General features: G+C 42.1%; 16 protein-coding genes. 1 reads left to right on the top strand and 15 read right to left on the bottom strand.

What is annotated here, in order from left to right; all coding sequences use genetic code 11:
• Positions 1 to 71: 71 nt before the first annotated feature.
• The 6 genes from BQ5341_RS06855 to BQ5341_RS06830 all read right to left on the bottom strand — a co-directional run bounded on the left by BQ5341_RS06855 (position 72) and on the right by BQ5341_RS06830 (position 6,014).
• Positions 72 to 1,730 (bottom strand): sensor histidine kinase, encoded by a 1,659-nt coding sequence (locus BQ5341_RS06855; protein WP_071131275.1) that lies wholly within the window; start codon positions 1,728 to 1,730, stop codon positions 72 to 74.
• 23 nt (positions 1,731 to 1,753) lie between these two features.
• The gene (locus tag BQ5341_RS06850; protein ID WP_071131274.1) at positions 1,754 to 2,449 is read right to left on the bottom strand and encodes a winged helix-turn-helix domain-containing protein; all 696 of its coding nucleotides are present in this window, start codon (positions 2,447 to 2,449) and stop codon (positions 1,754 to 1,756) included.
• Between the two features lie 102 nt (positions 2,450 to 2,551).
• A complete protein-coding gene (gene pstB / locus BQ5341_RS06845; protein WP_071131273.1) occupies positions 2,552 to 3,301 on the bottom strand; it encodes a phosphate ABC transporter ATP-binding protein PstB in 750 nt (249 codons plus the stop codon).
• On the bottom strand, positions 3,298 to 4,182 hold the full coding sequence (gene pstA, locus BQ5341_RS06840; RefSeq protein WP_083378629.1) for a phosphate ABC transporter permease PstA: 885 nt from the start codon (positions 4,180 to 4,182) through the stop codon (positions 3,298 to 3,300). The genes pstB and pstA overlap by 4 nt, the downstream gene beginning before the upstream one ends.
• Entirely contained in the window at positions 4,169 to 5,020 is an 852-nt protein-coding gene (gene pstC / locus BQ5341_RS06835; protein ID WP_071131272.1) for a phosphate ABC transporter permease subunit PstC, read from the bottom strand. Before pstC ends, pstA begins: the two co-directional genes overlap by 14 nt.
• Before the next feature lie 118 nt (positions 5,021 to 5,138).
• Positions 5,139 to 6,014 carry a substrate-binding domain-containing protein gene (locus BQ5341_RS06830; protein ID WP_071131271.1) on the bottom strand — a complete coding sequence of 292 codons (876 nt, stop codon included), beginning with the start codon at positions 6,012 to 6,014 and terminating at the stop codon, positions 5,139 to 5,141.
• Positions 6,015 to 7,037: 1,023 nt separating this feature from the next.
• On the opposite strand from BQ5341_RS06830, the gene BQ5341_RS06825 reads away from it, so the two are divergent.
• The gene (locus BQ5341_RS06825; RefSeq protein ID WP_071131270.1) at positions 7,038 to 8,333 is read left to right on the top strand and encodes an ISL3 family transposase; all 1,296 of its coding nucleotides are present in this window, start codon (positions 7,038 to 7,040) and stop codon (positions 8,331 to 8,333) included.
• Positions 8,334 to 8,499: 166 nt separating this feature from the next.
• Here BQ5341_RS06825 and BQ5341_RS10680 read toward each other — a convergent pair whose 3' ends face one another.
• From BQ5341_RS10680 to galU, 9 genes are all read right to left on the bottom strand, one after another.
• Positions 8,500 to 9,702, bottom strand: a complete 1,203-nt coding sequence (locus BQ5341_RS10680; RefSeq protein ID WP_106396185.1) for a helix-turn-helix domain-containing protein — start codon at positions 9,700 to 9,702, stop codon at positions 8,500 to 8,502.
• 6 nt (positions 9,703 to 9,708) lie between these two features.
• Complete coding sequence (locus BQ5341_RS10675; protein ID WP_106396184.1) at positions 9,709 to 10,035, bottom strand: HTH domain-containing protein; 327 nt, start codon at positions 10,033 to 10,035, stop codon at positions 9,709 to 9,711.
• 626 nt (positions 10,036 to 10,661) lie between these two features.
• Positions 10,662 to 13,112: a hypothetical protein gene (locus BQ5341_RS06810; protein ID WP_083378628.1), complete on the bottom strand. Its 2,451-nt coding sequence runs from the start codon at positions 13,110 to 13,112 to the stop codon at positions 10,662 to 10,664.
• Positions 13,093 to 13,482 carry an EF2685/EF0750 family sortase-dependent surface protein gene (locus BQ5341_RS06805; RefSeq protein ID WP_071131268.1) on the bottom strand — a complete coding sequence of 130 codons (390 nt, stop codon included), beginning with the start codon at positions 13,480 to 13,482 and terminating at the stop codon, positions 13,093 to 13,095. The genes BQ5341_RS06810 and BQ5341_RS06805 overlap by 20 nt, the downstream gene beginning before the upstream one ends.
• A 13-nt stretch (positions 13,483 to 13,495) precedes the next feature.
• Complete coding sequence (locus BQ5341_RS06800) at positions 13,496 to 14,551, bottom strand: WxLIP family cell surface protein (RefSeq protein ID WP_235836382.1); 1,056 nt, start codon at positions 14,549 to 14,551, stop codon at positions 13,496 to 13,498.
• 51 nt (positions 14,552 to 14,602) lie between these two features.
• On the bottom strand, positions 14,603 to 15,295 hold the full coding sequence (locus tag BQ5341_RS06795; protein ID WP_071131267.1) for a WxL domain-containing protein: 693 nt from the start codon (positions 15,293 to 15,295) through the stop codon (positions 14,603 to 14,605).
• A gap of 303 nt (positions 15,296 to 15,598) precedes the next feature.
• Positions 15,599 to 16,438 (bottom strand): dTDP-4-dehydrorhamnose reductase, encoded by an 840-nt coding sequence (gene rfbD / locus BQ5341_RS06790; RefSeq protein WP_071131266.1) that lies wholly within the window; start codon positions 16,436 to 16,438, stop codon positions 15,599 to 15,601.
• Between the two features lie 270 nt (positions 16,439 to 16,708).
• On the bottom strand, positions 16,709 to 17,881 hold the full coding sequence (locus BQ5341_RS06785) for a hypothetical protein (protein WP_158661754.1): 1,173 nt from the start codon (positions 17,879 to 17,881) through the stop codon (positions 16,709 to 16,711).
• A gap of 122 nt (positions 17,882 to 18,003) precedes the next feature.
• Entirely contained in the window at positions 18,004 to 18,891 is an 888-nt protein-coding gene (galU, locus tag BQ5341_RS06780; protein ID WP_071131264.1) for a UTP--glucose-1-phosphate uridylyltransferase GalU, read from the bottom strand.
• Positions 18,892 to 18,967 lie beyond the last annotated feature (76 nt).

Below are 18,967 nucleotides of genomic sequence, written 5' to 3'. Positions count from 1 at the left end.
TCAATCAGTCCGATTTGACAAAGAGCCCTTCATTTGCGATGAGGCGTTACTTGAACAGCTTTTTTTATATGTTAATTTTCAATGGGCAAGTGCACGATAAACGTCGTGCCCCCTGCTGGATTAGTAGTAATGTCGATGCGACCGTGATGAAGTTGGACGCCGTGCTTGACGATAGCCAGGCCTAAGCCGGTCCCCGGGATTTGTGGGCTGTGGCTTTTATCAATGCGATAAAAACGTTCAAAGATGCGCTCTCTTTCGGCTAACGGAATTCCCGGCCCCGCATCACTAACCGTGAGCGTTACTTCACCGGGGTGGGCTGCGATGTCGAGTTCAATGGTCGTGTGCGGCCCGCTATATTTGTGGGCATTTTCCAACAAATTATAGAGGCTATCTTGCAGCACGGACGGATAGCCTTGATAACTCGTGTCACCCTGATAGTGCACAGTCAACTGCTGATTTTTTTCCGCTAAGGGCAAGGCGAGCGTTTTTTGCATCTGGCCGACGAGTTCCGGCCAATTCACGGCCGCGCGGACGCGCGTCTCTTGCCCCTCAAGTTTTGAAAGGTGCAAGATGTCATTCACCAAGGCAATTAACCGCTGCGCCTCATCATAAATCCGCTGAGCAAAATTTGGAATATCCGCCTTTTTCACAATGCCAGCATGAATAATTTCCGCATAGCCAGAAATACTGGTCAAAGGAGTCTTCAATTCGTGGGTGACGTTGGCCGTGAATTCGCGCCGCAGCGCTTCTTGGGTCGCGTTGTCGGTAATATCAAACAGCAATAAGACGGTGCCCACAAATTCTGCTCCCTCAAAAATAGCATTCACCGAGAGCCGGTACAAACGACCGCCTTCTTTAAACGTTACTTCCTGCGCTGGTTTTTTTTCAGACGGTGCCAAAGCGGCTAAAATTTCCGGCTGATTTTTAAAAAGGTCCGGGAGCAGTGTTGCCGGATCGGCAGGTAGGCTCAACACTTCGCGCGCGACCGGATTTGCGACCAGGAGCGTATTTTTAGCGTCGAGTAGCAAGATGCCTTCTTTCATGTTGTCGGTAATGAGCGTCAACTGGCGCTCCTTGGCCTGAATGTTGCGCATTTGTTGGGCAATTTTATTATTTTGCGCCTCAAGACGTTCAACCAGCGGCGTCAATTCTGGATACGTGCTCGTTTGGCGCGGGTCGTTGAGGTTGAGCGCGTTGAGTGGGGCGACCAATTGTTTGGCCACACGCCGGGCAAACACGTAAGCTAACGCCGCCGCGATAATGAAAATGCCGAGCAACGGCCAGGCGAAGCGTACATAAAGAGCCATAAAACTTTCTTCAGTCGTGGAGACGCGTAAGACGTGCCCTCCTGTCAGGCGCACCGCGTAGTAAAAATTTTTCGACAGCAAGGTGTCTGACTCGCGTTGACTTTGCCCGCTTCCGTTTTTTCTGGCAGCAATAATTTCTGGGCGCGCGTTGTGATTAGCCATCGTCGCGATTGGTGCTTGGTTGTCCATCAAGACGGTGCCATCTTCAGCCACTAACGTCAGGCGGTCGGTTGAGACGACGTGTTCCAAGCCGGTTGCGCCAGATTTTTCCCACACTTTAGTCAGCGCGGTAGCTTCATTTTTTAAGTCAGCAAAAAAACGCTGTTGCAGCTGGGAGAAAATCACCGCTCCCATAAGTAACACCGTTAAAAGTAACGCGACGACCGTCAGCGTCAGGCTCTGTTTAAATATTTTTTTCTTCATCTCATCGGCCTCCTCGCCTTAGTTTACTGGACAACGGCGGGGCCAGGCTGAAAACGATAGCCGAAGCCACGAATGGTTTCAATTTGGTAGGCGGCCTCGCCTAACTTTTGCCGCAGCGAAGCCACGTGCACGTCAACCGTGCGACTCTCACCGTCGTAGTGATAGCCCCAAATCGTATCGAGCAGCTGCTCGCGACTAAAAGCCAGTCGCGGATTTTCCAAAAATAAGCGGAAGAGTTCAAATTCTTTGGTGGTCAGCGGTAGCGGCTGGCCAGCTAGCGTCATCCGGTGTGCCTCTTGGTCAAATTCAATCGCTCCAAACGTCAGCGTTGATTTGCTCGCATCCTCCGTTTGAAAGCCTGCGCGCCGCAACAAAGCCTTCACGCGCGCCACCAGTTCCATCGCGCCAAAAGGTTTCGCCAAATAATCATCGGCCCCCAAGTTCAGGCCGGATACTTTATCAAACTCACTCTCTTTAGCGCTCAAAATGAGCACGGGCAACTGCGCCGTTGCGGCCTGGGCGCGCAACTCTTTTAAGATGGTCAAGCCATCTTTTCCCGGCAACATGATATCCAAAATTAACAGCTCCGGTAATTTTTCGGCCAAAGCGTGCTCAAGCGCGCCACTTTCAGCAAAGCCGAGCGTCGGCAAGACCATGCTCGACAGCGTGTAACAAACCAACTCCCGAATGTTTTCATCATCTTCAACGATATAGATCACCTGGCCACCCCCTTGGCGTAATATTACGGCTGCGTGTTGTAAGTATTTTGCTAAATGATTTTCCTGCATGCCACATGTGACGCGCACCTTGCAGCTTAACGTTTACCCGAAGCGGCCCGAAATATAATTGGCCGTTTCTTCTTGTTCCGGCAGCGAAAAAAGCTGGGCGGTCGGCTGACATTCAATCAGTTTGCCGTTTAAGAAAAAGGCGGTTTGGTCGGAGACGCGGGCGGCTTGTTGCATGTTGTGGGTCACCATGACAATAGTGTACCGTGCTTTCAGCGTCATCGCAAGTTCTTCAATTTTGGCGGTGGAGATGGGGTCAAGCGAGCTGGTTGACTCGTCCATGAGCAAAATGTCAGGCTTGACCGCTAGCGCCCGCGCGATGCACAGGCGCTGCTGCTGACCACCAGACAAACTGAGCGCACTCTTGTGCAACCGGTCTTTCACTTCATCCCACAAGACAGCTTGGCGCAGTGCTTCTTCCACGCGTTGTTTCATCTCGTCGCGATTCAAACTTTCGTGGGTCTTAATACCGTAAGCGATGTTATCAAAAATCGACATTTGAAAGGCGTTGGCTTTTTGAAACACCATACCTACTTTTTTGCGCAAGTTGTCGACGTCTTTCATTTGATAAATATCTTCACCTTCCAGTAGCACACTGCCGGTAATCGTACACGACGGCACAAAATCGTTCATGCGGTTGAGCGTCTTCATGAGCGTCGACTTGCCACAGCCGGACGGCCCAATAAAGGCGGTAATTTGTTGCTTGGGAATGAGCAAATTAATATTTTTCAGCGCCACGTGCTCGCCGTACGCCAAATTTAAATTTTCAATAGTAAAAGCTGTCATCCGCGGTGCTCCTTCTGAAATTTTTTCGTTAGTAAGGTGGTGCAGAGGTTGAGGCTAATGACGATGAGTAGCAAAATGACGGCGGTACCCTGCGCTTCTTTGACGTGCAAGCCTTCTGACATTAGGGCGTACATGTGCACAGAAAGCGTGCGGCCCGACGACAGCGGGGCGGCGACTTCGGCCAAGGTGCCGGCCGTGTAAATCAAGGCGGCAGTCTCGCCGACGATGCGGCCGATGCTTAAAATAATACCGCTCGTGATGCCGGGGCCGGCCACGGGCAACACCACTTTAAAAATGGTGCGCACTTTGCCCGCGCCGAGCGCGTAACTGCCTTCGCGGTAGCTGGCCGGGACGGCGAGGAGTGCTTCTTCAGCGGTGCGGATGATGACTGGTAACACCATCATCGCCAGCGTCAAGCTGCCGGCCAAAACCGAGTAGCCGAGTTTGAGCGTCACCACAAAGCACAAGTAACCAAATAAGCCGAACACAATAGAAGGCACGCCCGCTAAAGTTTCGGTGGCCACGCGCAACATTTTAACAAAATGGCTTTCAGCCACGGCGTATTCTACAAAATAAATCGCCGCAAACACACCGATGGGACAAGCGAGCGCTAACGTCAGCCCGACAAAAGTCAGCGTGTTGATGAGCGCGGGCAAAAGGGAGACGTTTTCTGACGTGTAAGTGATGGCAAACAAGCTCACTTTAATCGCCGGCACGCCCGTCCATAATAAATAACCGACGAGCCACACCATCAACGCCCCAATCACAGCGGCGTTGGCGTAGACCAGACCTTTTAACAAGCCGCGCCGGTTGCGTTTTTTCTTTGGCCGCACGGTGGTGGTGTTAGTGGGCACTGCCGCAAACTCTCTAGTAATATCCATTTTGACGGCCCCTTTCTTTGAACAAAGTGAAGATGACGTTGATTAGCAAGATGAGGAAGAAGAGGAAAAATCCGGTGGCGATCAGCATCGCCCGGTGTAAATCGGTCGCATACCCCATCTCCATCACGATGTTGGTCGTGAGCGTGCGCACGCCGGAAAATAATCCACTTGGTAAAATGGCTTGGTTGCCGGCTACCATGACCACCGCCATCGTTTCGCCGATGCCACGGCCCATACCTAAAACAACCCCTGCCGTGATGCCCGATTTGGCAGCTGGAACCATCACGCTAAACACGGTGCGCTCGTGACTGGCGCCCAGAGCAATCGAGCCTTCGTAATAACTTTCCGGCACCATTTGCAAGGCGTCCTCACTGACGGTCATAATCGTCGGCAAAATCATCAGCCCAAGCAAAAGCGCGGCGGTAAACAGGCCTTTGCCGCTGCCGTTAAACGGTTGGATGAGCGGCACTAACACTACTAAGCCGAACAAACCGTACAAAATGGAAGGAATGCCGGCCATCAGCGCCACCATTTGTTTGAAAAACGGGTAAATTTTCGGCGGGCAAAAAAAGGCTAGAAACACCGCGCCCAAAATGCCGGTGGGCACGCTGAGTAACAGCGCGCCGCCAGTCACGTACAAGGTGCCCAAAATCATCGGCAAAATGCCGTATAAATTTTGCGCCGGGTGCCAGTCAACGCCGGTCAACACTTTCGTTAGCCCAACTTTTTCGACAGCCGGCACGCCGTTCATCAGGAGAAATACGCTGATTAAGGTCAGCGATAAAACCGCGATTAACGCGCTGGCAAAAAATATCGCCTTGAAACTTTTTTCGCGCATGAACTCAACTTCTTTCTTTGGCCAATTTCGGCGCAATTTTTACTGCTATGTAGGCGGACAACTGGGACAGAGACTCACCGCTTACCGGGCTGCCCGCCTGATTGTGAACGGTCGTGCTTTATTTAATGTTGCCCCAGTCCGTCGTGTCGCCGCTGTAAATGGCTTTCACGTCGTCTTTGGTTAGTGCTGCTTTGGCTTGGTCAGGATTCACGATAACCGCAATGCCATCGAGAGCGATCACAGTTGCTTGCAACCCTTTTTCAGTGTCTTTCAGCTCGCGTGAAACCATGCCGATGTCGGCCACGCCGTCTTGCGTGGCGCTCACACCAGTTGACGAGTCGCTTTGTTGAATGTCGATGGTCGCTTTGGCGTTAATTTCGAGGTAAGCTTCCTTCAATTTTTCCATCACCGGTGTAATGGATGACGAGCCGGCCACGGTAATTTTTCCTGCGGGCACGACGCTCATGAAATTCTTGTCGGCACCTTTTGAGATGTAGCCATTTTTTTCAACGACCGCTTGGCCCTCTTTGCTTAAAATGAACGCCACGAACTCTTGCGCTACCGGGTTATCGGTTTTCTTTTGCACGATATTAAACGGCCGCGAAATGGTGTAGCTGCCATCTTTGACTGTTTCAACTGTTGGCAAAACGCCGTCAATTTTGACCGCCTTCACTTGTTTGGTCAACGAACCGAGCGACACGTAACCGAGCGCGTTTTTGTTGCCGGCAACCGTCGTCAACATCACTGAAGTGCTGTTGGTTACTTCTGCTTTGGTGCTCGTGTGGTCGATTTTTTCCCCGGCCGCATTTTTTTCTTCAAGGCCAAAGAGTTCGATAAACGCCCCGCGCGTCCCCGAACCTTCTTCGCGGGTCACCACGGAAATCGCGCCGCCGTCAGCTTTTTCGGACGTCGCACTGGCCTTACTTTTATTGCCACAAGCGCCCAAAATTAGCGCTGCTCCAGCTATTAGTGGTAAAAATTTTCTCCATTTCATCTGTGTTCCTCCATTTTTTTACATCGTTGTGTTACAGCCTTATCATAAGCAACGTTTGTAAAATCCGTTAGCAGGTGTTTGTAAAGGTTATGTAAAATGAATCTTAAGTCAAAAGGAAAAAGAAAAATCAAAATAAAAGAAAGGTCAAAATGAAAAAGGTCAAAACAATAAAAGCCAAATCGTTGATTTGTTGGTGTTAGCGTAGCCCGGATGCTCTTCGTCGTTATCCGTAATGGACCTCAGCTGAGCCAAAGAAAATCACTTTGTCTCAGCTTCATTAGGATGCTAAGCTCCAAAAAACGGTCGCTAAGCATCCTACCACTACGGAACGCCTAATGATCACCACGGTCTACTACATCACACAAGGTGAAACATTTTGTTTTTGGTATGGTGACGAATAAAGATTGTTTTGTGGTTGATTCATTTTGACTATTTTTGTACATTCATGAATACGATAACCTTTACAAGTCGAGCCTGTGGAAAATGTTAATTTGCCAAATAATTGTGCCGATTTAGCCAACATTTATACGTAGTCACATTAATACTGCCAAACTATCTTTACTCGTCACCCTCTCCAAACAAAATTAATGATGTATGCGAGGTTTAAGTTGGCCGACGTGGAAAAAATTTAACGCCGTGACAGTATTATTAGCGACCGCTTTGTGGAGCTTAGAATACTGACAAGGCATGAGACAAGTGCCCTTCTTGGCTCAGGGCTTGGCTCAGGGCTTGGCTCACAGCGTTGAAATTTTTGACACGGAGGACAACGTTCTCCAAATCATTTTTGTATCAAAACAACAAGTTTACGACTAATAGTTCTCCAGATAACACAAAAAGACCCCAACAAAATCAGCATTGATTTTGTCGAGGTCTTCTTTTGACGCAAATTTTGGCGCTATACTTTATTGGACTGATAGAATTTTAAAAAATTCTACCAGTCCAATTTTTGGTTATATTAAAAAACATATCGTTCTCTGTTAAGATAAAGTTACCACACAAAACCAGAAAAGAGGACGATATGCCATGACTAATGATATCAAAGATTTACTAAGAATTACAGAGAAAGATTTAACTATCCTTTCTAGTCATCAAGAGATGATAAATCATACTAATACAATGGTGATTGAGGCGCGGCTTACTAATTCTCCTGATCGTTGTCTCAACTGTGGTTGCTCCGCCATTGGCGAAGAGAAAAAAAGAAATATCGTAAAAAATGGCTTTAAAAAAAGTGTCTTAAGGTTCGAGCCCTATCAATTTCTTCCAACGGTAATGAGATTGGCAAAGCAAAGATTTGCTTGTCGTTCTTGCAAAAGTTTTTGGACACTCCAAACACAGCTAGTCGATGAATTTTGCTTTATTGCTACCCACGTTAAACTAAAAATTCTAAGTCTGTTAAAAGAAAAGATATCAGCTACCTTAATCGCTAAACTATGTAGTGTTTCAGTCAATACAGTACTTCGACTTTTGCGTTCTCTAGAGGACTACATCCCTGGGGATGAAGGTATTGCTCTTCCAAAGGTATTAATGGTCGATGAATTTAAATCTCACCTTTCTGTAGAAGATAAGATGACATTTATCTGTGCCGACGGAGAAAGCGGAAAATTAGTAGATATTCTACCGAGTAAAAAACTAGATTATCTTGTTGACCATTTTAAGAAAAGTCCCGACTGTGAAAGGGTAAGATTTATCGTCACAGACATGAATGCTGCCTATTTTCAGCTTATTCCTAAGGTGTTTAAGAATGCTGAACTTATTATTGATCGGTTTCATATTATCAAACGACTTAATGATGCTTTTAATGAGTTTCGAGTTCGAGAGTTTAAACATCTCATGACTAATGGCAATAAATCAGCTGCCAGAAAAATTAAAAGTAACTGGAGACGCTTCTTAAAAAATAGTCAAAATATAGATATTAGTACTTATAAATCTTGGCGAAGCTTTCCAACACCAAGATTTCCACTTCTAACAGAACAGATGATGCTTGATCGACTGCTTTCTTATTCATCAGCCCTAAGGCTTGCTTATGATTGCTTCCACAGCCTGACTGATGCTATAAGGCGGAAAGATGATACGGAATTTTTCGATATATTACAGAACCTTCCACTTGAACTTGATGAAGATTTTAGACATATCTTGGTACACTTAATGACTTACGAAACAGGTATTAGGAACGCAATGAAATATCCCTATTCAAACGGGAAGATCGAAGCCAAAAACACCCACATTAAGACACTGAAACGAAATCTCTACGGCTTTAAATCTTATACCAACACAAAAATTAGAATCTTTCTACTGAACGGTTTAATAGAAATAAAATAACGAAAAACAGGCAACGAAAAGTTTGCCTTTTCATTGCCTGTTTTTAAAATGGATGTCAATCAGTCCTATTTGACAAAGAGCCCGTAAATTGCCACGAGAACTAGTATACCACTTTAAGCGAGTCGCTGGATAAATTTTGCTTTAGGAAAATCTTGGCGTCGTTATTTTATGAAAGTGGTGCCTCCAGTGGAAATTCGGGCACTTGCCGCATCCGTTCTTGCATTTTTTCTAAATAAGTCGCTTTTAATAATTCATTTAAATAAGGAAAATCAAAATCAAATTCATTACTTAACATAACAAAAATTTTAGCTTGATGGGCGTTAGGATATTCTTTAATTTGCGAAGATAAAATCACATCATAACGACTGCTGGCATCGTATTTCATCAGATCCCACTTCACCGAATTGATCAAGCGCTCCCGCACCATCTCAATGACAATATCTTGCATCAAGCGCTCATAAGGAAAATCACAAGCAATTTGCAAACGCAGCTCGACTTCTTTAAAAATTAATTGCAAAATCGACGCATATCGACCAAATAATTCCACTTGAGAAAAATCGCGGTCTTGTTGGGATAATTTTAAATAATTTAACGAATTATCCGTCAATGTTTGGCAAAGATTAAGCAAGTTTTGATCTTCAAAATGCGCCAAGCGATCCTGGAGACCAATCCGACCAAAAACTGAAATCCACCCGCGCATATACACTAGCCGAAAATGATTTTGGCTAACGTTTAAGTTAATTTTCCGACTAAAATCTTTGGAAAAAGTATAAAAAGGCAAAAAATGAGCCATCGTATTTTCAAATTGCTCAGTCAAACCGTTCACCAAAGTATCATTATTTTTTTCCTGTAACAAAAAGTCCTGGACAAAATGATTGGTAGTATCCAACGTGAAACTACTAATCATAAACAAGTAAAAAATCAACGATTCATACTGATTCCAAGCAAAAGCCGACTGCAACGCAAAGCGCAACAATGTATTTTGCATTAAAGAAATAAAATTACTTTCTTGAAGCAAATGAACTGGTAAATCTCGATAATCTAACGTTTCATGACGTCCATAACGTAATCGTTTTTGTAAAATATAGAGCCAAATTTCAAACTTGATTTTGCCATCTTGCGTATAAGGAAAGTTAAATTGTTTGTTTAAAAAAGTCAAAATTTGATCATGTGCATTCTGGGAAAACTGTTGAAGATTTACTAAATACGGCCGGCCAAACAATAATAGCTGAAAATAAAAATAACGCACTTGAAGTTCGGGACCTTTCATTCGTCCATTTTTAATTTGCACATGAAACTCAACCAAATCTTCATTCAATTCTTTTACCCGCCGTGTGAAGGTCGCTTGCGAAAGATTTAACTCCGTCAATAATTTTTAGCGCTGGAAGCTGCCGTGTTCCAATAAATTCATTAAAATGATATATTTTACCGACTCTTTTAAGTATTCATAATAAATATCAGAGGCCGAAACATTTCCCAAACGGTGCAGTAACAGCTGATTATCATCATAAAATACTTGTAATTTATCGGCAAATGGCATTAAATGTCCACTCAATCCATCAACATCTTCACGAATTGTTGACCGATCAATTTTCAAGCGCTGAGAGATTTCCTTTTCCGAAACACGGGGTTGTTTTAGTAGAAACTGAAAAATTTTTATTTGTCGTTGCTCATTTTTTTCCAGCAAATGAAAAAGTTCCATCCTTATTTCCCCCTAAAAATCACCCTGTTTTTCCTTAGTTTAACATTAGTGGAAATGATTTTTCAACTGGATATTTCATTTCGCATGTTTCTTGCTTTATTAAAGCTTTTAGAATCTCGTTTTTTCGACAATTTAATCCTCATTTTCATGCAAAATAAATCGTTTTCTGATATCATTTACAAAAAGGAGGTTTTCTAATGAATCAAGCTTATTTTTATTTTGCCGACCAAAAAATTTTACCGCCGAAGTTAAACAACTGATTCCCCTCGCGTTTGCCTTAAAACGACCCGAAAAACTTTTCCCCGCCTTTACTTCCGGAAAAATTTTATCAACGAGAAAAGAACGTTGCAATTTTTTAGAAAATTTAGGTCTATCTACAGCCGCTCTTCCCAAAACATTTCATACGGGGGTCTTGGATTCTTTTAAGAAACAAATTGAAATTATTTTATGGGAAACAGATTTCCTTGATCAGATTGTTAGTGATCTGGCCGTCGTTCAATAAATGTTTATTTTCTAAATTAAGAAAAGCTGAATAATATTGATGAAAACAAAATAAAAATGAAGCTGTGGGCTAAGCTCACGGCTTCATTTTTTTAAGGGGGACAAATTAAGTTGGTGCCATTTTTTTATTGGGTCGGTCCGGCGGTGAGTTCCCAAGTAATCTCCGCTTGGTATGGAACACCGACTTGAACTGCGGCCCCAGGATTTAAACTCATCTTAAATTGATCAGCATTGCTACTATTTAAAGTAATTTCGCCTTGATCAACTCCGGCATTACTATAAAGTGGCGTCGTTTGATTCAAGACTAAATTTTTTGAAACATTACCGATTTGATATGACAAGGCGTTGACTAATTTTTGACCGCTAGCTGTTTGAAATTCTTTCGTTAAAGTTGCAGAAATTTGCCATGGCGTTGTGATACTTCTTGAGTTGTAAACTTTAATTTGTCCGGGACCAACACCAGTATATTGAGCATTGGTCGCTGGAACCTCATGGACGCCAAAACTAATTTTATCCGGCACGCTAATTAATTCTAAAACATCTTTAGGTGTGGTGATTGTATTTACTGGCGAAAGAACATCCGTCAGAGGAACTTTAATATTGGTTGGCACCACAAGATTGCCGCTGTGTTTAGCTGGAATCGTCGTGATAACATTCGTCGGACTATTTTTCACCACATAATCAAAGGTCACGGTGTGTGTTTGTCCCACTTTTGTCATCGCCCCAACGGAAATACTCGTCCCCGTTGCCGTAACAATTTCTGTGCGCGCATTGCCGTTAATTTTTAATGAACCGGCAACAAATTCCGTATTCGCTGGCAAAGTCACCGTTACTTTTGTATCGGCCAAGGGATTTCCAAGAACATCTAAGGTAAACGTATTCGTTTGCCGAACCGTTTGCCCTAAATAACCAGTGATCGCCGTTCCAGTTTGGTTCGTTTGTAAATTTGTCACTTGCGCTGTCGCTGAAATTTGCGGAAAATCTGCTACTGTAATTAGCGGAAGTTTGGTTATCCCAGCACTTGAGGCCCATTGATACGCACTTGCTGGATAGGCACTGTTTAATGCCGGGTCAACTAATTTGTAATCAAAATAATATTGTCCAGTGGCCAGTGCTGGCATTTGCGTTGAGGCAGGAAATATATTGCTGGAGCCTAGCGGATTTTTAATTTCCGAAAATAATTGATCGGTAAAACCAGAAACTAACAATTGACTGGCGGCATTAAACAAGCGATAACGAATTTCTCCTTGGCGCAAACTGGTAGCTTTCCAATCGGCTTTCACTTCAAAAATTTTACTAGGAATCAGTAAGCCAAAATTGGTCGTGTTCGGCGTAAGATTAGTCGGCGTAACTGTTGCATCTAAAGAATATTTTTCTAAAACGGTCAGTCCAACCGGTGATAGTAGCGTTCCGGTAAGATCACTACCGCGATAAATAATTTTTGTTCCTTGATTTAAACCCGTTGTCGAAAGTGGTGCGTGGGTCAATGTGCTGCCGGCAGTTTCATTTTTCCCAGTAAAAAAATTAACCACGCGATTGAAGCGATTAACAGGAAGTTGCGCAAAACTTCCTTCTAATAAATCTAAAGTCACTGTTCGATTACTAGTCGTTCCGGCCAAATTTTTATTAACTCCGTCTACATATTCGGCCGTGTCAGCTAAATTATTATATTTTCCATTGTTATCCCACGGTGAAATATAACTATTCCAAGTGGGGAGATCTTTCGTGGCGGTTGTAGCTGGGATTGGACTTGGTATGCCATTGGTTAACTTCGGATAGAAACGACCACCAGGCAATACTAGTGCGTTTCGATCTTGCACCACATTACTGGCATCATAAAATGCGACTGAAAATGCTTCTTTTCGCAATAAGGCTGGGGTTAATTTCCCCTTACTTAAAATTTTACCGGGACTCGTATCAAATTTATTTCCATCGGCAGTTAACTTAGTAACATCGATTTTTAGAGTTAACTTCATAACAATATCATTTTTGTTAGAGATGTTATTGTAAATTCCCATACTGTTATCGTAATCCCAATTTCCTAGTCCAAAACGCAAGGCATGATTTCCTGCAGACATTAAACTCGAGCTATCTAAAGAAATATTAGCATTACTAATCGCGAGCTTCGCGCTGGACCAGTCAAGGGCTTTTAGCACATCACTCGTCAAAAGTTCTTTTGGCAAATTAATAATCCCGGCAAATGCAAATCCATAGTTTCTTATGTTTGTATTTAATGGGTCCCAAAAACTGGTAGTCAATTTTACGTGGTTCGTCCAAGTGAGATTTAAAAATCCACCTTGCCACGGATCATCAGAACTATCGGTAGTATAATTAACATCTAAAGTAGGCGTTTGGTTAGCACCAGTTAGCTGATCAAAATTACCAGCAGTGATGCCCCCAGCCGTTCCGTTTGTTGGCGTAATATTTTCATACGTATCTTTATCGTAAGTAATATCGGGAACAGATGATCCAACAGCACTAATTTTTTGCGGAATGGAAAAAAAGACAGTGAACAGCGAACTCAAGATGATGACTATCGAAAGCAAGTTCATTTTTTTAAGAATGATTTTTCTCATCGTCTTCATCCTCCTTTTTCCGTTTCCACAAAATTATAAATAAAATGACCAGTAAAATAATTAAAACTAACCACAAAAAATTTTGTTCTACACTACCGGTTTGCGGCAAGTGATGATTGGGTTTTTCTGGCGTGACGGGTTTTGTTGGCGTAGTAGGTTGTCCTGGCGTCGTTGGCTCAGTTGGCTTTCCTGGTTCGCTTGGCTCTGTGGGTTCACTTGGTTCTGTCGGTTCGCTTGGTTCTGAACCTTCCACAAAAGTAATTCCCGATTCGGTATCGACAGCTGCAACCAATGACCCGAATCCGAATAAACAGAGACTGATTATTGCCAGCAACACCAAAGGCCTGCCACCATTAAAAATTTTTTTCATGAGGAAGCCCTCCTTAATGGGTTGCTGTTTCCACCTCATCCTCTTCTTTTTTCCGGCGCTTCCAGAAAATCAAGAAGAAAATCAAAAATAGTAAAATCACAATCGCCACCACCAACAATAAAGTCAACCATGGAAAATGATTATCTTTCACGGCAAAAATCGAACTTTCATTCACTTCATCGGCTTGCTTTTTGGCAATGGAAAAATCATAAGTAAAATGCCACTCGTATTGGTCACCAGATTTGGCCACAATTTCAGCGTGATAATCGCCAGCTTTCGCCTTGTCTCCAGCCAAATCAAGATTCAGATGAAAATTTGAATTTGGCGCAACTAAAAATTCTTTTGACGTATTATCAATATACAATTGATCATCATAATAAACGGTGCTAGTAAAAACAAGATTAGGAATAATTGTTCCCATTGGATTTTGAAAAAGAAATTGAACAGCAGGACTGGCATTCACTGCGCTAACTTGTCCTTCTAATAATTTTAAATCTGGTTCAATTATTGTTAGCTCTTCTCTTAAGGACACGGCAATGTTATAAGCAAACCGATTATTAATTTCCAGCGAATTTTCATCCTTGCTATTTGTCGTACTAATATCTTTTGGCAGCACATGAATCCCAGCTAATACGCGCCCAGAAAATTTTTCTGTCGGGATAACTAATTTTACCGGCACAACGATTGACTGATGCGCTGGAATTTCGATTTCATTTTGTGTAACAGTCAAAAATTGGCGAATATCAAATGGCAGTGAATCATCTAAGCGTGGTTCTGTTTGACTATAATCAATTGTTCCGCCGTCACTTGTCATGGCCGGATTGATTTGAACTTCAAAAACGCGATCTTCGTCTGATGAATTGGAAATTTCAATTTGTAAGGTTTGTTCCAGATCTGGTGTGACAATTAAATCAAAATAGCCACCAATATTTTCCATTTGATTATCAGGTAAAATTGGTTTCACTCCAAAATTAGCAACATTCTCCTCCGCTGATACTGGCAAACTAATACTCCAACTCATCAAGCCTAAGACGATAAGCAACAACCATTTTATTTTTTTGTTCTTCATGGTAATTCCCCCTTGAAAAAAAAGGGGAGAAAATTTCCTCCCCTTCAATTATTAAGCTGCTGGCCCAGCTGTTAAATTCCAGGTTAACGTAGCATTATAAGTCCCAAGTGCAGGATTTGGTACGTCTAACGTAATATTTTCTGGACTGTAAACATCTACCCAAGAGCCAATCCCTTGTCCAACAGCTGCATCCCAGATTAAAACTTCTCCATCTGTTTTATCCAAGCCCTTAATTTCTTTAGAAAGAGGAGCTTCGGCGGCAGTGGCTGAGCTTGTGTGTGGTAAAACATTTCCGGTACCATTAAAACTTAATTGTGTTCCTTGCAAAGTTTGTGTGCTATTTGTGAAATCACTGATGGCCACCGTCAAATGCCAACCTTGACCTTTTCCGTCAGCGTTAGCGCCACGACGGTCAGAAACTTGGATATACGGTGAATCATTTTTTTCAGTATCAACCGTTGCTTTGATGGCATTACCAGTAATTTCATGAGTGCCAAATGGTAAGTTTGGTGCCACGTCCAATGTCAACGGTCCAACTTGGCCAGTCGGAGGATTGCCTGGATCTTCTGGGTCAATTGGTTTCGTTGGATCAGTTGGATCTAATGGATCAACTGGACCCGTGGCTTCAGTAAAAGTAATATCTCCAGTAGTCGTTGATTTCCCTGCAGCTTGACTAACAGAAACAAAACTTCCTAATGCGATAGCGGACAACAACAGGCTGCCCAATAATTTTTTGCTTGACATGATGAATCCCTCCTTTATTTTTTACAAGCTAAGCATAAGGGATAAAACAAGTAAAAAAAAATCAAGTTTTCACTTTTTTTTAGAATTCGTGAGCTAAATTTTTTTAAAAGCTAGTCTTTTCAAGGAGATTCGAGAAAATTCTGTTATAACAAACTTTTACTTTACGAAAAATGTTTATTTTTTCTAGAATTTGTCTTTTTTTTATTTGAAAAAAGCTGCTAGTTAGAAAACCAATTACTACGCCAAAAAAAATGAACGTCATCTAAAAAATCAGATGACGTTCATTTTTTAAAGATTTATCTTTTATTTTTGCAAGGCAATCATTTTTGCTAAAGCTTCTTGCCATGTTGGAATGACAAAACCGGTTTTTTTTGTTTTTTCTAAGCTCATGACTGAATATTGGGGACGACGAGCTTTTTGTGGAAATTCGGCGCTCATGACTGGCTTCACTGTTACATCAGTGTCTTTCAAAATTTCTTTAGCAAATTCATACCAAGAACAGCTATTGTCATTTGAAAGATGATATATCCCAAGCGGAATTTCTTTTTCCACTGCATATGTCATAAACTCAGCTAACGTTCGAGTCCAAGTTGGCCGGCCGACTTGATCGTCAACCACGGTTAAAGTATCGTGGTTTTTTGCTAGATTTTGCATAGTGAAAACAAAATTTTTCCCGTACAAACCAAAGACCCAGCTAGTGCGAATAATATAATAAGAAGCCCCTGATGCGCGAACCGCCACTTCACCCATTAACTTAGTACGACCATATTCATTTAATGGATTTGGTTTGTCATCAACTTCATATTCGTCATCTTTTTTCGTGCCATCAAAAACATAATCTGTAGAAATGTAAACAAGTTTAGCACCAACTTTTGCCGCTGCTTCTGAAACATTGCAAGTGCCATCGACATTGATTTTTTCGTCTAGCGCTTTTCCTTCGTCTTCGGCTTTGTCCACTGCCGTATAAGCCGCACAATGATAGATAACTTCTGGCCGCAATTTTTCAATATATTCAAAAGTTGCCGCGCGATCAGTAATATCTAATTCTGAAACGTCCGTTGCGATGAACCGTTCATTTTTTTCTGTTAATAAATGTTGCAATTCGGTCCCAAGTTGACCATTTCCACCGGTAATTAATATCATCTGTTTTCCTACTTTCTCACTAAAATTCCTCACTTCAAAAGTATACCGTATAAAGCTAAAATAAACTACTTGTAGGCTATAAAACCGGGAAATTTTTCTTTTTTTAAGTCTCACTTTGCCATAAATTTAATGAAGAACACTTTGAAAAATTTTCAAAAAAAATTGCCAGACATTTTTCGTTTAAAAAAATGTCTGACAACTTTAATTTCGCTAAATATTACGTGGAACAATTATTTGTTTTAAGACGAGTTCACAATTTTTTTAGCTTACTTAATCCCCAGTTTCCACCAATGATTCATAGCTGCCCTCACTGGTGCTGGAACCATTTGTACCGGAATCTGGATTAGGTTCTGGATTTTCTCCGGGATCAGGTTCAGTTACTGGCGGCAATGATTCTTCTGGCGTGGTGCTTGGCGGAGTCGAAGTGCTTGGCGGTGTAGTAGAATTCTCTGAACTTGAGTTGTTCGATTCAGAACTACTTGAGTCGGAATTGTTTGAACTTGAATTATTGGAACCGGAATTATTTGAGCTTGAACTATTGGAGCTTGAACTATTCGATTCTGAATTATTTGTCGAAGAAGAGTTATCGCTATTATTTTCAATTGGACCTGGAACTATTGGTCTATTCGGTATAATTTCAGCTGGCTTTTGCAAGTCTTCTAGCGCAGCTTCTTCTTCCGGTGTCGCGATTTCGTCTGCTACAATCGAAGTTGGATCACCTAATTCGGCTAATAATTTGTCCCGAACTTTTTCGTTGGCAATTTTTTCAATCTGAGCTTTCGCTGTGGCATGATTATCAGGATTTTGATCTTGACTGTAAGCTGTCAACAATCTTTTTGCCTGCGTGATGGCCGCCAATTGATTGGCTCCTTCTTTAAATAAACTGCGAATCGCCACCGTCCATCCATCACTAACTCCTTGAAAATTAGCTTCAAAACCATCAGTCACCGTCAAAAAACCTTTGGCAGTAATAATATCTATCAAAGGCACACCGTTTGTCAAACGACTCCCGGTTAACGCCACTTCTTCAAAAAGTAAATTCGTATCCAATTGAGCATTGAACTTCTTTTCAATCATAGTCAAATCTTCCAAAACGCTACTTCGCAAACCTTCTGATTGGGTTAGAAATCCACGATCATCATTTTTAAGTGTCAGTTGAGCAATTTCATTTTCTTTTATTTTCAAATTCCGCAACGATTTTTGGGCATTTTCTAATTGGTGAGCGGTGAGATTTTCAGCTAAAAAATCTTTTTGATCCGTGTCATAAAACTGGCTGACTTTTTCACTTAAAGCAACATAGCGAGTGTGCAAATCTTCGGCGCCACTAACATTCTTAGTAGCGAACACACCTAAATACAGACTAAAGGCCGCCAAAAATACCACAAGTCCGGCTACGATACCATAAAATATAATTCGCTTTTTTCTGCGCCTCTGCCTTCGCATAGTCCTTCCCACTTTCTAATTAATTTTTAAATTTTTGTTAAGCTCCTTAATTTAATTATACTAAAATTAGGACTTTCCGCCAAGAAAAAGACGAAACTCGTTTTAAGTTTCGTCTTTTTTATTTATTTTTTTTCGGTATCCATTTCAGCAACTAATGAAATTAAAAACTTTTTCAAATCATCTTTAATTTCTGGATGCTTCAATCCGTATAAAATATTGGTTTCCACAAACCCTAATTTGTCCCCGACATCATAGCGTTGTCCCAAAAATTCTCGCGCAAAAACCCGCTGCGTGTTATTTAAAGTATTAATCGCATCTGTTAATTGAATTTCGCCACCAGCGCCTGGTGCTTGGTGCTCCAAAATTTCAAAAATTTCAGGTTTTAATAAATAACGACCAATAATTGCCAAATCACTAGGCGCCTCTTCTGGCGTTGGTTTTTCCACAAAGTCGGTCACATTGTACAATCCTTTTTCGATTTTGCCGGAAGGATTAATAATGCCGTAGCGAGATGTTTCTTCGTGAGGCACTTTCATTACTGCCAAAGTCGAAGATTGAGTCACATCAAAATCATTCATTAATTGTTTGGTCAATGGGATCGTGTCTTCCATCAAGTCATCGCCTAACATCACGACAAATGGTTCATTGCCCACAAAAGCTTTTGCTTGCAATACTGCATCGCCTAAGCCCCGCGGATGTTTTTGGCGGATAAAATGCAATTTAATAGCCGTCGTTTCTTCAACTAAAGCTAGCAATTCTTTTTTTCCTTTAGCCCGCAAATTTTGTTCCAATTCTAAATTGGCGTCAAAGTGATCTTCAATTGGCCGTTTTCCTTTACCGGTGATGACTAAAATATCCTCAATTCCTGAAGCAATCGCTTCTTCGACAATAAATTGAATCGTTGGTTTATCTACAATCGGTAACATTTCTTTGGCAATGGCTTTAGTGGCCGGTAAAAACCGTGTCCCCAAACCTGCTGCTGGAATAATTGCTTTACGAACTTTTTGCATAGTCAAACGCTCCTTTAAAAAAATTGTGATGCATTGTGCCCATTATAACTTACTTGTCGCTAGTCTGCACCTTATT

This window comes from Enterococcus timonensis, assembly GCF_900104595.1.
Classification (GTDB): domain Bacteria; phylum Bacillota; class Bacilli; order Lactobacillales; family Enterococcaceae; genus Enterococcus_J; species Enterococcus_J timonensis.
The sequence above is the reverse complement of the archived record's forward strand: the minus strand, read 5'-3'. Positions and strand labels throughout refer to the sequence as shown.

Coding starts and splice junctions, on each gene's coding strand:
- BQ5341_RS06825 (WP_071131270.1), top strand. CDS start 7,038: ATGACTAATGATATCAAAGATTTACTAAGAATTACAGAGAAAGATTTA.
- BQ5341_RS06805 (WP_071131268.1), bottom strand. CDS start 13,482: ATGAAAAAAATTTTTAATGGTGGCAGGCCTTTGGTGTTGCTGGCAATA.
- BQ5341_RS10675 (WP_106396184.1), bottom strand. CDS start 10,035: ATGGAACTTTTTCATTTGCTGGAAAAAAATGAGCAACGACAAATAAAA.
- BQ5341_RS06800 (WP_235836382.1), bottom strand. CDS start 14,551: ATGAAGAACAAAAAAATAAAATGGTTGTTGCTTATCGTCTTAGGCTTG.
- pstA (WP_083378629.1), bottom strand. CDS start 4,182: ATGGATATTACTAGAGAGTTTGCGGCAGTGCCCACTAACACCACCACC.
- BQ5341_RS06785 (WP_158661754.1), bottom strand. CDS start 17,881: ATGCGAAGGCAGAGGCGCAGAAAAAAGCGAATTATATTTTATGGTATC.
- BQ5341_RS06855 (WP_071131275.1), bottom strand. CDS start 1,730: ATGAAGAAAAAAATATTTAAACAGAGCCTGACGCTGACGGTCGTCGCG.
- pstC (WP_071131272.1), bottom strand. CDS start 5,020: ATGCGCGAAAAAAGTTTCAAGGCGATATTTTTTGCCAGCGCGTTAATC.
- BQ5341_RS06830 (WP_071131271.1), bottom strand. CDS start 6,014: ATGAAATGGAGAAAATTTTTACCACTAATAGCTGGAGCAGCGCTAATT.
- pstB (WP_071131273.1), bottom strand. CDS start 3,301: ATGACAGCTTTTACTATTGAAAATTTAAATTTGGCGTACGGCGAGCAC.
- BQ5341_RS06810 (WP_083378628.1), bottom strand. CDS start 13,112: ATGAGAAAAATCATTCTTAAAAAAATGAACTTGCTTTCGATAGTCATC.
- galU (WP_071131264.1), bottom strand. CDS start 18,891: ATGCAAAAAGTTCGTAAAGCAATTATTCCAGCAGCAGGTTTGGGGACA.
- rfbD (WP_071131266.1), bottom strand. CDS start 16,438: ATGATATTAATTACCGGTGGAAATGGTCAACTTGGGACCGAATTGCAA.
- BQ5341_RS06795 (WP_071131267.1), bottom strand. CDS start 15,295: ATGTCAAGCAAAAAATTATTGGGCAGCCTGTTGTTGTCCGCTATCGCA.